This window comes from Ciceribacter sp. T2.26MG-112.2, from assembly GCF_900492205.1.
Taxonomy (GTDB): Bacteria; Pseudomonadota; Alphaproteobacteria; order Rhizobiales; family Rhizobiaceae; genus Allorhizobium; species Allorhizobium naphthalenivorans_A.
On the sequence record NZ_UEYQ01000004.1, the window covers coordinates 147,811 to 162,094 of the forward strand.

Here is a 14,284-nt window from a genome sequence, read left to right on the forward strand (position 1 = left end):
CCGGGTGTTTCGACGATATAGGCACATTCGCTGCGGCAACAAGTGATTTTGCGCGAGCGACCAGGATCGGATGAGGGTTGATCCGCGGCGCAGCTGCAGGTTGACAAAAGCCAGATGTCGAATTATGACTGACGAAATTCGAAATTCGTCAGTCATCAGGACTTCGCATGAACATCGTGGATATCGAGAGTGAAGGCTATTCGCCGGACAGCGAGGTTCGGCAGGAAAACGTGAGGCGCATCCTCGATTCCGCCGAGCGGTTGTTTCGTCACTACGGTTATAGCAAGACCACCGTTGCCGACATCGCACGGGATCTGGGCATGTCGCCGGCCAACATCTACCGCTTCTTCGAATCGAAGAACGAAATCCTCCAGGCGCTGTGCAGCCGCATGCTCGGGACGGGCCACGCGCTCGCATTGCAGATCGCCGCCCTTCCGCTCAGCGCCGAGGAGCGCCTGCGCCGCTATGTCGAGACGGAGCATCGGCTGACTGTCGAAACCATGTTGGATGCCCAGAAGGTTCACGAGATGGTCGTCGTGGCAATCGAGCAGAACTGGGATGTGATCGACCGGCACATCGACCGTCTGACCGACGTGGTGCAGAAGATCATCGAGGACGGAATCGCCGCCGGAGAGTTTCCCCCACAGGACGCGCGGGTCGCTGCCCGCTGTTTCGGCGCGAGCATTGCCCTGCTCAGCCATCCGCAGCTGGTGGCGCAATGTCTTTGCAAGGAAAACCGCGCCTCGCCCCAGGAACTGACCGATTTCGCGATTCGCGCACTCAAGGCCTGAGCCGCGGGTCGAAATCGCATGCCAGATTTAGAAAATACACGACCAGCCGCGAAGCCCTTTCGCCGAGGATAGACGTGCCATGTCCCAGAGAGCCTTCCTCACCCTGTTGCTCATTGCAGCGCTCGCCGGCTGCTCGGCCGAAACTGCCGAAGCGCCCAAGGAAACCGTGCGCCCGGTCAAGGTCGTCGAGGTCGCGGAAGCCGCAACGACGCGCGAACTCTCTTATTCAGGCGCAGTGCGGGCCCGTAGCGAAGCGCCGGCCGGGTTCCGCGTCGGCGGCAAGGTTGTCGAACGGGCGGTCAATATCGGCGATCGCGTGCGTGCCGGCGACGTGCTCGCCCGGCTTGACGCGACCGACTATGCGTTGTCCGTCACAAGCGCCCGAGCCAATCTGATCGCCGCCGAGCGGCAGGTCGAGACCGCCGACTTCGCCCGGAAGCGGGCCGAACAGCTGTTCAAGCAGCAGGTGGCGGCCAAGGCCCAGCTCGAACAAGCGCAGCTTTCCTATAACCAGGCGGTGGCGGCGCGGGATTCGGCGCGGTCCGTCCTGGCCCAGGCCGAAAACCAGGTCGGTTATGCCGTTCTTGCGGCCGACAAGGACGGGATCGTTACGGCGACCCACGCCGATGCCGGCCAGGTGGTGGCCGCCGGCAGCCCGGTGGTGACGGTGGCCGTCGACGGCGAAAAGGAAGTGTCGATTGCGGTTCCGGAGGGCGATGTCCTTGCCTTTACCCCGGGCAAGGTCGTCGAAGTCGGGTTGTGGTCCGACCGGACCGTCGCGCTCAAGGGCACCGTCCGCGAGGTGGCGGGGAGTGCCGACCCCGCCTCACGCACCTTCGCGATCCGCATTTCGCTTCCGGCCGATGACCGGGTGTTGCTCGGCATGACGGCCACGGTCAAGGCGGTTGCCCATGGCGACCAGCCGCTGTTCAGCCTGCCGCTCACGGCGCTGGCGCGCGATCCGTCCGATCGCCCGATGGTCTGGACGGTCGACCCGGTGGCCAAGACAGTGCACGAACGTCCGGTCAGCGTTGTCGATTTCTCCGAAGCCGGGGTGCGTGTCTCCGACGGCTTGAAGCCTGGAGATCTCGTCGTCGTGGCCGGAACACAGTTCATGACCGAGAATCTCAAGGTCAAGCTTGCCGAGGAGCATGCGGCACACGCGCTCCCGGCGCACGGCAACCTTGCCGCAGCCAGCCAGACACGCTGATCACGGCCCCTTGAAGAGCGGATAAACGCCATGACCACGTCCACGAATGACAAGGGCTCCTTCAATCTGTCGCGTTGGGCGATCGCCCATCCGAGCATGGCGCGCTTCCTGTTCGGCCTCATCCTGATCGCCGGGGTGCTAGGCCTGATGCGGATGGGCCAGAAGGAAGACCCCGATTTCACCTTCCGCGTCATGGTCGTCCAGGCCGTCTGGCCCGGCGCTTCGATCACCGACATGCAGGACCAGGTGGTCAACAAGATCGAGCGCAAGCTGCAGGAAGTGCCGCATCTCGACTGGGTGAAATCCTACACCCGCGCCGGCAGCGCCATCATCACGCTACAGGTCAAGGGCGATACGGATGCCGACGATGTCGCCGATGCCTTCTACCAGGCGCGCAAGAAGGTCGGCGACATTTCCAGCGAGCTGCCGGAAGGCCTGCTCGGTCCCTATTTCAACGATGAGTTCGGTGACACCTTCATCACGCTCCATTCGCTGTCGGGCGAGGGCTACAGCTTTCCCGAGCTGAAGGCCTATGCCATCCAGGCACGCGACATGCTGCTGACGACGCCGGGTGTCGAGAAGGCCGTGATCCTCGGCGACCAGCCGCAGAAGATCTACATCGACGTATCGTCGAAGGTGCTGGCCGAACGCGGCCTGACCTTCAACGACCTCAAGAACGCGCTGGCGGGGCAGAACGCCATCGATCCGGCCGGCACGATCGACACCGGCGAACGCTCCGTGCGCATATCGGTCGATGGCGGCCTCGGCCGGGCGGACGACATTCGCGAACTCAGGCTGCGGGCCGGCCAGCAGGTCACTCGCCTCGGCGATATCGCTACCGTCACCGAGGGCACCGAAGAACCGTTCCAGCGCAAGTTCCGCTTCAACGGGAAGGACAGCGTGCAGGTCGGCGTCGTCATGGCCAAGGGCTTCAACGTCACCGATGTCGGCAAGGCCGTCGAGGAGACGCTGCAGAGGTTCGAGGCTTCGCTGCCCCATGGCGTCGAGGTCGCCCAGATCTCCAACCAGCCGGAGGTGGTGCGCGAGGCCATCGGCGAATTCATGAAGGCACTGCTCGAGGCGCTTGCCATCGTGCTCGTCGTGTCCTTCCTGTCGATCGGCTGGCGTTCCGGCCTCGTCATCGCCATCGCCATCCCGCTGGTGCTCGCCGCCACCTTTGCCATCATGTACGAGCTCGGCATCGACCTGCAGCGCATCTCGCTCGGAGCCCTGATCATCGCGCTCGGTCTTTTGGTCGATGACGCGATGATCGTCGTCGAGATGATGGAGCGAAAGCTGGAGGAGGGGTTGCACAAGATCGATGCGGCGAGTTTTGCCTATACCTCCACTGCATTCCCCATGCTGACCGGTACGCTGATCACCACCGCGGGCTTCATCCCGGTCGGTTTCGCCGCCTCGACTGCCGGCGAATATGTGCGCACGCTGTTCTATGTGGTCGGGATCTCGCTCGTCGTCTCCTGGTTCGTTGCGGTCTATTTCACCCCCTGGCTCGGTTATATGATCCTCAAGCAGCGGCATCATGCCGGCAGCCATCAGGACGTGTTCGACACCGGGTTCTATCGCCGCCTGCGCTCGACCGTCGGTTGGGCGGTGCGCCACCGGCTGATCGTGCTCGCCCTGACGATCGCGACCTTCTTTGCCAGCCTGTGGTCTTTCCAGTTCATTCCGCAGAGCTTCTTTCCGGCATCCTCACGCCCGGAAATCCTCGTCGATCTGTGGCTGCCGGAAGGGACCAGCATTCACGAGGTGGAAACCCAGGCAAAGGCGCTCGAAGATCGCATCATGGACGATGCCGACAAGCGCTTCATTGCCACCTATATCGGCGAGGGCGCGCCGCGCTTCTTCCTGCCGCTCGACCAGCAATTGCGCAATCCGAACTTCGCCCAGTTGCTTGTCATGGCCAATGACGAGCCGGCGCGCGAACGGCTGATCGTCAAGCTGCGCAGCATTCTGGCCGAGGATTTTCCGGCGATCCGCGCCAAGGTCGACCGTCTTTTCCTCGGGCCGCCGACGGGCTGGCCGGTGCAGATCCGCGTCGTCGGTCCCGACCGCGCCGAAGTGCGGCGCATCGCCGACGAGGTCAGAGAAGTCTACTCTGCCCATCCGCTGCTTTCAGCCGTTCACGACGACTGGCTGGAACCGGTTCCGGCGATGAGGCTCGTGGTCGACCAGGACCGTGCGCGTGCGCTCGGCGTGACCTCGCAGCGTCTGCGGCAGATGCTGCAGGCAACGATGAGCGGCGCGCCGCTGGCCGATGTCCGCGCCGGAGAGGAGACGATTTCCATCGTCGCCCGCGAACCGGAGGAGAGCCGCAGCCTGTTGACGGCCGTCAACTCGGTCTACATTCTGACCGACAACGGCGCCTTCGTGCCGCTGTCGCAGGTCGCTCGCGTTGTCCCGGTCTTGGAACAGGGCATCGAATGGCGGCGTGATCGCCTACCGTCGATCACCGTGCGGGCGACCCTGCCCGACGGCGTCCAGTCGAACGAGGTTGTCTCTGAGATCTTTGGTCAGTTGCAACCCCTGCGAGACGGGCTCGCTCCCGGCTACAAGGTCGAGGTGCAGGGTGGGGCGGAGGACAGCGCCGAAAGCCAGGCCTCGATCGCCGCCAAGGCGCCGATCATGCTGCTGGTCATCGTCGTCCTGCTGATGATCCAGTTGCAGCATTTCGGCAAGGCGATGCTGGTGCTCGCCACCGGTCCGCTCGGCATCATCGGCGCGGCCGCGGCCCTGCTGGTCTCCGGCGCTCCGTTCGGCTTCGTCGCCATCCTCGGCGTCATTGCGCTGCTCGGCATCATAATTCGCAATTCGATCATCCTGATCGACCAGATCGACCAGGATATCGCGGCGGGCATGGAGCGGTCCGAGGCGATCATCGGTTCGGCCATTCGCCGTTTCCGGCCGATCGTCCTGACCGCCCTCACCGCGGTGCTGGCGCTGATCCCGATCTCGCGCGGGGTGTTCTGGGGACCGCTCGCCTATGCGATGATGGGCGGCATCCTGGTGGCGACGGTGCTCACCATTCTCGTCCTGCCGGCGGCCTATGCCTTGTTCTTCGGCCGTGAGCCGAAGGCCGGGAAGAATCATGACGGGGAGGTCGATGTCGCCGGAAATCAGAACCGCACGTCGCCCGCCGCCGCTGCGGAATAGGCAAGGCTCAGCGGCTGACGTCGATGACGACGCGGCCGCGGATCTGCCCGGCGACGATCGCGTCCGCCAGTTCCGGCACCTTCGACATCGGTTCGACCGTAGTCAGGGCCGCAAGGTGGGCGCGGTCGAGGTGGTCGGCCAGCGTCTGCCAGGCGCGTTGGCGCTTGGCCATCGGCGCGAACACCGAGTCGACGCCGAGCAGGGCGACACCCCGAAGGATATGCGGCAGGACGGTTGCCGGAAGATCGGCCCCGCCGGCCAGGCCGCAGGCGGCAACGGCGCCGCCATAGACCGTCTGCGAAAGCACATTGGCAAGCGTCATCGAGCCGACGCTATCGACCGCGCCCGACCAGCGCTCCTTCTGCAAGGGCGCCCCCTTTTCCGTCAGGCTGGCGCGATCGACGAAGCCACCGGCACCGAGCAAGGCCAGATAGTCATGCGTCTCGGGTCGCCCCGTCGAGGCGGTGACGCGGTAGCCCTTGGCGGCCAGCAGGCTGACCGCGACCGAGCCGACGCCGCCGGCGGCCCCCGTGACCAGAACCTCGCCTTCGCCCGGCTTGATCACGCCCCAGTCTTCCAGCGCGTTGACGCAGAGCGCCGCCGTATAGCCGGCGGTGCCGATCGCCATCGACTGTTCGAGCGTGAAGGCATCGGGAAGCGCCATCAGCCATTCCGCCTTGACCTTCTGGAAGCGGGAATAGCCGCCCCATTCTGTCTCAGACATGCCGAAGCCGTTGAGCACGACCTTGTCGCCGGCCTTCCACAGCGGCGATCGGGAGGAGACGACGGTGCCGGCAAGATCGGCTCCTGCCACCATCGGCGTGCGGCGCGCGATACGGCCCTTTCCGGAAACCGCCAGGCCGTCCTTGTAGTTCAGCGTCGAATAGGCGATTTCCACCAGCACGTCATTGTCGGGCAGGTCGTCCAGCGTCAACTGGCGAAAGCCTGCCTTCGGCTTGCCATCGACGGTGTCGACGACGATCGCGGTGAAATTCTCGCTCATGGGTGCTCCTCGCCGATATGCCGGAAATGTGGAAGATGGCGGCCCGGCTCGCCGACGGACGGCTCCCCGCCACCCGCGCCAGAGCATGCCACAGAGAAAGCGACCGCGCCAAACGCAAAATCCCGCCGGCGGACGGCGGGTTCTGCAAGGACGAAGCGCTTCTGTTCAGTTGAACTTGTATTTGAGCGTCGCGCTGATGGTGTGCGAGGACGGGTCGATCTCGAGAATGCCGGCCGAGGCGAGGTCCTCCGTCTCATAGACCGAGTAGCGATATTCGGCACCGACGAAGACGGACTCCGTCATGGCCGTCTCGATGCCGGAGCCGACGGTTATGCCGTTGGCCGACCAGTCATAGAGCGATCCCGTCAGATCGGAGCCGATCTCGAAGTCCTGATGGGTCCAGCCGCCAAGGGCGTAGACCAGCGTCGAAGGGGCCGGCTTGTAACCGATGCGGCCGATGATGTCATAACCACGATCGGCGTCGATGCTGCCATCGACCAATCCGGCGAGATCGAGCGTGGTCGCGGTCGAGGCGAAGCGGACATCCGCCTGGATGCCGGCAACGAAGGCGTTCGAGAATTCGTGGTCATAACCGACGCCGATCGATCCGGACACACCCTCGCCGCCGATGCCGTTGAACGCGGTATCGAGCAGCGGAATGGCGAGCTCATGCACCAGGCCGCTGCCGCCGGCCGAGCCGGTGACGTAAAGGCCGGTCCAGTTGACGGCCGAGGGGCCGAAGCTTTCCCTTGCAGCCGCCTGGGCGTCGGCGCCGAAGCGATAGTTCAGGCCGACATGGAAGGTGTGCGAGGAGGGCTCGGACTCGATGTCGACGCCACCGAACGAAGCCAGGTCGAAGGCGGCGTACTGGCTGTAGCGATATTCGCCCTTCAGCGACAGACGGTCGGACAGCGCGGTTTCGAGGCCGAAGCCGGCGGTGAAGCCGTTGCTTTCCCAGTCATCAGAAAAGCCGACATTCGAGGACAGGTCGAAATGCTGGTAGCTGTAGCCGCCGAGCACGTAGACGAGGGTTTCGGGCGTCGCGAGATAGCCGGCGCGAGCGATCAGGTCGAAGCCGTAATCGGCGGTGATATCGCCGGTCAGCACGCCGCCCAGCGCGGAGAGCTCGCTCTTGATCCCGCCGAGACGGGCGGTGCCGTAGACGCCGAGCAGCATGCGCTCGCCGAGCATGTGGTCATAGCCGACGGTGAATTCACCGAAAACACCCTCGGCGCCGATGCCGTTGAAGGATGTGTCGATCAGGGGAATGCCGATTTCGTGGACGAGACCGCCGGCGCCCGTCCCGATGCCGATATATATGCCCGACCAATCATGACCGGCCTGCGGCGCATGCTCGAGCGCATCGGCAGCCAGAAGCGGTGCGGTCGTGGCTAGAAGTGCCGCAGCAATGGCGGCAGTGTGTTTGAACATGACGGATCCCCCCTGTATTCCCCTGCGACCAAATGTGTCGGCATCGCCGTTGGATAAGTCAATCCCGCGGGAACCAAAACAGTTCATTGACAAAGGGTTAAAAAAGGTCGCCGGGCGCGGGAGATGCGCACGCTTTGGGAATGCAGGCCGCGGACGGCCTTTCGCTCACGCGGTCGATCCGACGATGGCGCCGGATCGTCAGGTTCAGGCCGGTTTGTCTTCGGCAAGCAGGCCGCTCGTCTTCAGCAGCGAGGCGAAGCGACCACCGCTGGCGCTCAGCTGATCGTAGCTGCCCATTTCGACGATCCGGCCGTGATCGAGGAAAAGTACGATGTCCGCCTCGCGGACCGTGGACAGCCGGTGGGCGATGATGAAGGTGGTGCGGTTCTGGCGCAGCCGGTCGATCGCGCTCTTGACCCGCTCTTCGGTCTCCACGTCGAGCGCGCTGGTCGCCTCGTCGAGCACGAGGATCGGCGCGTTCTTGAGGATGGCGCGGGCAATCGCGATGCGCTGGCGCTCGCCGCCCGACAGCCGGTTGCCGCGCTCGCCGACCAGGGTGGTGAGGCCGCTCAGGCGGCTTTCGATGAAATCGGTGGCGGCGGCGGCTTCCGCCGCTTTCAGGATTTCCTCTTCGGTCGCATCCTCCCGACCGAGCTGGATATTCTCCTGGATCGAACGGTTGAGCAGGCCGGCGTCCTGGAACACCGTGGCGATCGAATGGCGCAGCGACTTGCGGGTAACCGTCCGGATATCGGTCCCATCGATCAGGATCGAACCCTTCTGTGGCTCGTGCACCCTTTGCAGCAGGTTGATCAGTGTGGTCTTGCCGGCTCCGGTCGGTCCGACGATGGCGATCGTCTGGCCGGCCTTGACCGAGAACGACACGTCATGAACCCCTTGGGTCGTATTGGCGAAGTCGAAGGAGACGTTGCGGAACTCGACGTCTCCGCGCACATCCTTCAGTTCGGCGGCGCCGGCGGGCTCTTCGCGCTCCTGGACGGCATCTTCCAGCCTGTAGAAATCCTCGAGCTTGGAACGGGCTTCGAAGATCTGCGTGGCAAACTGGCGCATCTGGTCGAGGCGGCCGATCAGCAGACCGGCAAAACCGGTAAAGGCGATGATGTCGCCGACCTTCAGCTCGCCGTTCTGCACCAGGATCGTGCCGATCACCAGGATGATCAGCATGGAGACGGTCGAGGCGATCCGGTTGAGGGCGCTGGCGATCGCCCACCAGTCGAGGACGGGATACTGGGCGGCAAGCAGCTGCTGCGCATACTGCTTCAAAGCCCGGGTCTCGGCTTCGATCCGGTTGTAGCTGTGCAGCACGGAGACATTGCTGATCGAGTCGCTGACATGCGAAAAGACCGTGTGATAATGGCTCTCGACCGAGGCTTGGCCTTCCTTGGTCCGGTTCATCACCGTCTTGCCGATCAGAATGTAGAGAACGCTGAGGACGACCAGCACGGAGGACAGCCGCCAGTCCATCGAAAAGGCCGTCGGGATGAGGAGGGCCAGCGCCACGGCGGTTGCCAGGTGGGTTCGCATGAATTCGAGCCACAGGCCGAACAGGGTTTCGCTGGCACGCAAAAGGGTGTGTAGCGCATTGGATGTGCCGCGCTGGTGGTGCCAGCTGAGCGGCATCGAGATGATGCGGCCGAAAGCCTCGGTCAGAAGGTCGGCGCGCCGGCCATGCGCCAGCCGGTCCGCCTCGCGGGCGACCAGGACATAGGCGATCGTGTTGAAGACACCGAAGCCGCCCCAGGCGATCAGCATGGTTTTCGCGTCGCCCTTTTCCGAAATGGCGTCGATGATGCGCCCGAACAGGATCGGCTCGATAATGGTGATCATCGCTAGCACGATGTTGGCGATCACGACCAGTGACACCCGAAAGCGGTAGGCCGACAGGTATTTCAGAGCCTTGATGTAGACTTGGAACAAGGACAATTGCGTTTCCTCATCGATCGACCGGGTTGGCCATCGCAGCTTGAAGCGTTTTTCTTATAAGCTGGCAAGGGGATATGCCATAGTGCACGCGGCGTCGGAGCCTGCCTGCCATCTGCCTCTATCGATCGCCAGAAGCGGCTCGGCGCATCCGAGGCGGGATGGCGGAGCCGGAACCTCAGATTTTGCAGGAAGGGCTAGATTTCGGATGTCGAATTTAAATGCCTCCTAACTGTATATGTTAGCTTATGCACGCCTTCCAAAAGACTCGGTCGGATAAAGATCGGCGTCCTATGGCTTTTTCGTGATCTCGCATGCGAGACGAGGTTGGGGGTAGGTTTGAGCATTAACCAATTGATACAGTTCCTGGTCGTAGCGGATGAGTGCCGCACGGCCGAGGAAGTCGTCACCGAGTTGGAAACGCTGCTGCGGCACTATCGTTTCGACTATTACGGGATCATCCGTCAGCCGAAACCCAACGAGAACCCGATGGGGCTTGTTTTGACGGGGCGCTGGCCGGAGGGCTGGCCCGAAACCTACATCGCCAAGAAGTTCGTGTTGATCGATCCGACCATCCGCTATCTCGGACAGGCGCAGAAGGGTTTTCGCTGGAACGAGACGATTACCGCCTTCAAGAGCGATCCGCATCGCAAACGCATGGAGCGGATGATGATGGAATCGCTCCGCTTCGGTCTTCAGGACGGCTATATCTTCCCCGTGCACGGGCGTAACGGGCTGCTTGGCAACATGACGCTCGGCGGCAAGCCGGTCGATCTGTCGCCGGTGGAAATGACCCTCTTCGACGCGGTCGCCAAGAAGGCCTTCTGGCGCCTGCTCGAACTGCGTCGAGAGACCGGCACGCTCGAGGAGGCGACGCAGGTCGACACGCGGATGACGCGGCGCGAGATGGAAGTGCTCAACTACCTGGCCGACGGCATGACTTCCAACGACATCGCCAAGATCCTGAAGATCTCCAACCACACCGTCGACTGGTACATGAACGGCATCCAGGACAAGCTGAAGGCGAAGAACCGCCAGCATGTCGTGGCGCTGGCCTTCCGCATGGGCCTCATCACCTAGGAGCAGGCATAAATCGGTCATCCGTCGTTCGGGGAAATTGAACTCTTTGTGACAAAGCGATAAAGGGTTCTTCGCAGTGCAGCATTCTGTGGCCATCGACTGAGGAGACCGATTTGTCCATTTCAAAGATTCTCGTTGCCAACCGATCCGAAATTGCCATTCGCGTCTTCCGCGCCGCCAACGAACTCGGGCTGAAGACGGTCGCGATCTGGGCCGAGGAGGACAAGCTTTCGCTGCACCGCTTCAAGGCGGACGAAAGCTACCAGGTCGGTCGCGGTCCGCACCTTTCCCGCGAGCTCGGGCCGATCGAAAGCTATCTTTCGATCGACGAAGTGATCCGCGTCGCCCGGCTTTCGGGCGCGGATGCGATCCATCCCGGCTACGGCCTGTTGTCGGAAAGCCCGGAATTCGTCGATGCCTGCGACAAGGCCGGCATTACCTTCATCGGCCCGCGCGCCGAGACCATGCGCCAGCTCGGCAACAAGGTGGCTGCCCGCAACCTGGCGATTTCCGTCGGGGTTCCGGTCGTTCCGGCGACCGAGCCGCTGCCGGACGACATGGCGGAAGTCGCCCGCATGGCGGAAGCGATCGGCTATCCGGTGATGCTGAAGGCATCATGGGGCGGCGGCGGTCGCGGCATGCGCGCCATCCGCGACCCGAAGGATCTCGCCCGCGAGGTGATCGAGGCCAAGCGCGAGGCCATGGCCGCCTTCGGCAAGGACGAGGTCTATCTGGAAAAGCTGGTCGAGCGCGCCCGCCACGTGGAAAGCCAGATCCTCGGCGACACGCACGGCAATGTCGTGCACCTGTTCGAGCGCGACTGCTCGATCCAGCGCCGCAACCAGAAGGTCGTCGAGCGCGCGCCGGCGCCCTATCTCAACGACGCGCAGCGCCAGGAACTCGCCACCTATTCGCTCAAGATCGCCCAGGCGACGAACTATGTGGGCGCCGGCACGGTCGAGTATCTGATGGATGCCGACACCGGCAAGTTCTACTTCATCGAGGTCAATCCGCGCATTCAGGTCGAGCATACCGTCACCGAAGTCGTGACCGGCATCGACATCGTCAAGGCGCAGATCCACATTCTGGACGGCCATGCCATCGGCACCCCGGAATCGGGCGTTCCGAAGCAGGAGGACATTCGCCTTAATGGCCATGCCCTCCAGTGCCGCATCACCACCGAAGACCCGGAGCAGAACTTCATCCCGGATTACGGCCGCATCACCGCCTATCGCGGCGCGACCGGCTTCGGCATCCGGCTTGACGGCGGCACGGCCTATTCCGGCGCGGTGATCACCCGCTACTATGATCCGTTGCTCGAAAAGGTCACCGCCTGGGCCCCGACGCCGCAGGAGGCGATCCAGCGCATGGACCGGGCGCTGCGTGAATTCCGCATCCGCGGGGTCGCCACCAACCTCACCTTCCTCGAGGCGATCATCGGCCACCCGCAGTTCCGCGACAACAGCTACACCACGCGCTTCATCGATTCGACGCCGGCACTGTTTGCCCAGGTCAAGCGCCAGGACCGCGCGACCAAGCTTCTGACCTATCTCGCCGACGTCACCGTCAATGGCCATCCGGAAGCCAAGGGTCGTCCGCGTCCGCCAGAAGATGCGGCCGAGCCCATCGTCCCCTATATCGACGCGCCGATCCCGGACGGCACCAAGCAGATGCTCGACAGGCTCGGGCCGGTCAAGTTCGCCGAATGGATGCGCGGCGAGACCCGCGTGCTGGTCACCGACACGACGATGCGCGACGGTCACCAGTCGCTTCTGGCCACCCGCATGCGCACGCATGACATTGCACGCGCCGCCGGCGCCTATGCCCGCGCCTTGCCCAACCTGCTATCGCTCGAGTGCTGGGGCGGCGCGACCTTCGACGTGTCCATGCGTTTCCTCACCGAAGACCCGTGGGAGCGTCTGGCGCTGATCCGCGAGGGTGCGCCGAACCTGCTTTTGCAGATGCTGCTGCGCGGCGCCAACGGCGTCGGTTACAAGAACTATTCCGACAATGTCGTGAAGTATTTCGTCCGCCAGGCCGCGGCTGGCGGCATCGACCTGTTCCGCGTGTTCGACTGCCTCAACTGGGTGGAGAACATGCGCGTCTCGATGGACGCGGTCGCCGAGGAGAACAAGCTCTGCGAGGCGGCGATCTGCTATACCGGCGATATCCTCAATGCCGCCCGGCCGAAATACGACCTGAAATATTACACGGCGCTCGCCGCCGAGCTGGAAAAAGCCGGCGCGCACATCATCGCGGTCAAGGACATGGCGGGCCTTTTGAAACCTGCCGCGGCCAAGATTCTGTTCAAGGCGCTGCGCGAGGCGACCAGCCTGCCGATCCATTTCCACACCCACGACACGTCGGGCATCTCGGCGGCAACGGTGCTGGCCGCCGTCGAGGCCGGCGTCGATGCTGTCGATGCGGCAATGGACAGCCTTTCGGGCAATACTTCGCAGCCCTGCCTCGGGTCTATCGTCGAGGCGCTGCGCGGCTCCGAGCGCGATCCCGGGCTCGATCCGCACTGGATCCGGCGGCTCTCCTTCTACTGGGAAGCCGTACGCAACCAGTACGCGGCCTTCGAGAGCGATCTCAAGGGCCCGGCCTCGGAAGTCTACCTGCATGAAATGCCGGGCGGCCAGTTCACTAATCTCAAGGAACAGGCCCGCTCGCTCGGGCTGGAGACCCGCTGGCACGAAGTGGCGCAGGCCTATGCCGACGCCAACCAGATGTTCGGGGACATCGTCAAGGTGACGCCCTCGTCCAAGGTGGTGGGCGACATGGCGCTGATGATGGTGAGCCAGGACCTGACCGTCGAGGATGTGGTCGATCCGAAGAAGGACGTGTCCTTCCCGGAATCGGTCGTTTCCATGCTGCGCGGCGATCTCGGCCAGCCGCCGATCGGCTGGCCCGAAGGCCTGCAGAAGAAGGCGTTGAAGGGCGAACCGGCCTATACCGTCCGGCCCGGTTCCCTGCTCGAGGACACCGACCTCGATGCCGAGCGCAAGGCGATCGAAGAAAAGCTCGGCCGCGAGGTCAGCGATTTCGAGCTCGCCTCCTATCTCATGTATCCGAAGGTCTTCACCGACTATGCGCTGGCAGCCGAGACCTACGGTCCGGTGTCGGTGCTGCCGACGCCCTACTATTTCTACGGCTTGCCGGCTGGTGAGGAACTGTTCGTCGACCTGGAAAAGGGCAAGACGCTGGTCATCGTCAACCAGGCGATGGGCGCGACCGACGACAAGGGCATGGTAACCGTGTTCTTCGAGCTGAACGGCCAGCCACGCCGCATCAAGGTGCCGGATCGGGCGCATGGGGCGGCGGGCAGTGCCGCGCGCCGCAAGGCCGATCCGTCGAATGCGGGTCATCTCGGCGCGCCGATGCCTGGCGTCATCTCCACGGTCGCGGTCGCGAACGGCCAGTCGGTGCGGGCAGGCGACGTGCTGCTGTCGATCGAGGCGATGAAGATGGAGACGGCTCTGCATGCCGACCGCGACGGAACGATCGCGGAAGTGCTGGTCAAGACCGGCGACCAGATCGACGCCAAGGATCTCCTGGTGGTGTTCGAGGCCTGAGATGCCGATGCCGGGGGCGGGACAAGAGCGCCCCGATAACAATCGAGGCCGGAACATCCTGGTGGATGTTCCGGCCTCTCGT

8 protein-coding genes are annotated in these 14,284 nt (G+C 63.7%); 5 read left to right on the forward strand and 3 right to left on the reverse strand.

Going from position 1 to position 14,284, the window contains the following annotated elements:
* Window positions 1-167: 167 nt before the first annotated feature.
* From DYZ14_RS08645 to DYZ14_RS08655, 3 genes are all read left to right on the forward strand, one after another.
* Window positions 168-791: a TetR family transcriptional regulator gene (locus tag DYZ14_RS08645; RefSeq protein ID WP_154720293.1), complete on the forward strand. Its 624-nt coding sequence runs from the start codon at window positions 168-170 to the stop codon at window positions 789-791.
* Between the two features lie 79 nt (window positions 792-870).
* Entirely contained in the window at window positions 871-2,001 is a 1,131-nt protein-coding gene (locus DYZ14_RS08650; protein ID WP_154720294.1) for an efflux RND transporter periplasmic adaptor subunit, read from the forward strand.
* A 30-nt stretch (window positions 2,002-2,031) separates the two neighbouring features.
* A complete protein-coding gene (locus DYZ14_RS08655) occupies window positions 2,032-5,172 on the forward strand; it encodes an efflux RND transporter permease subunit (RefSeq protein WP_154720295.1) in 3,141 nt (1,046 codons plus the stop codon).
* A gap of 7 nt (window positions 5,173-5,179) precedes the next feature.
* On the opposite strand, the gene DYZ14_RS08660 is transcribed toward DYZ14_RS08655, so the two are convergent.
* From DYZ14_RS08660 to DYZ14_RS08670, 3 genes are all read right to left on the reverse strand, one after another.
* Window positions 5,180-6,175, reverse strand: coding sequence for an MDR family oxidoreductase (locus tag DYZ14_RS08660; RefSeq protein WP_154720296.1), 996 nt, complete (start codon window positions 6,173-6,175; stop codon window positions 5,180-5,182).
* 165 nt (window positions 6,176-6,340) lie between these two features.
* Window positions 6,341-7,606 (reverse strand): outer membrane protein, encoded by a 1,266-nt coding sequence (locus DYZ14_RS08665; RefSeq protein ID WP_154720297.1) that lies wholly within the window; start codon window positions 7,604-7,606, stop codon window positions 6,341-6,343.
* A gap of 204 nt (window positions 7,607-7,810) precedes the next feature.
* On the reverse strand, window positions 7,811-9,550 hold the full coding sequence (locus tag DYZ14_RS08670) for a glucan ABC transporter ATP-binding protein/ permease (protein ID WP_154720298.1): 1,740 nt from the start codon (window positions 9,548-9,550) through the stop codon (window positions 7,811-7,813).
* Between the two features lie 336 nt (window positions 9,551-9,886).
* On the opposite strand from DYZ14_RS08670, the gene DYZ14_RS08675 reads away from it, so the two are divergent.
* Entirely contained in the window at window positions 9,887-10,627 is a 741-nt protein-coding gene (locus DYZ14_RS08675; RefSeq protein ID WP_115670434.1) for a LuxR family transcriptional regulator, read from the forward strand.
* Window positions 10,628-10,740: 113 nt separating this feature from the next.
* A complete protein-coding gene (pyc, locus tag DYZ14_RS08680; RefSeq protein WP_154720299.1) occupies window positions 10,741-14,202 on the forward strand; it encodes a pyruvate carboxylase in 3,462 nt (1,153 codons plus the stop codon).
* Window positions 14,203-14,284: the final 82 nt, after the last annotated feature.

Excerpts from the sequence above, each read along its gene's own strand:
- DYZ14_RS08665 (WP_154720297.1), bottom strand. The coding sequence starts at position 7,606 with ATGTTCAAACACACTGCCGCCATTGCTGCGGCACTTCTAGCCACGACC.
- DYZ14_RS08645 (WP_154720293.1), top strand. The coding sequence starts at position 168 with ATGAACATCGTGGATATCGAGAGTGAAGGCTATTCGCCGGACAGCGAG.
- DYZ14_RS08650 (WP_154720294.1), top strand. The coding sequence starts at position 871 with ATGTCCCAGAGAGCCTTCCTCACCCTGTTGCTCATTGCAGCGCTCGCC.
- DYZ14_RS08660 (WP_154720296.1), bottom strand. The coding sequence starts at position 6,175 with ATGAGCGAGAATTTCACCGCGATCGTCGTCGACACCGTCGATGGCAAG.
- DYZ14_RS08655 (WP_154720295.1), top strand. The coding sequence starts at position 2,032 with ATGACCACGTCCACGAATGACAAGGGCTCCTTCAATCTGTCGCGTTGG.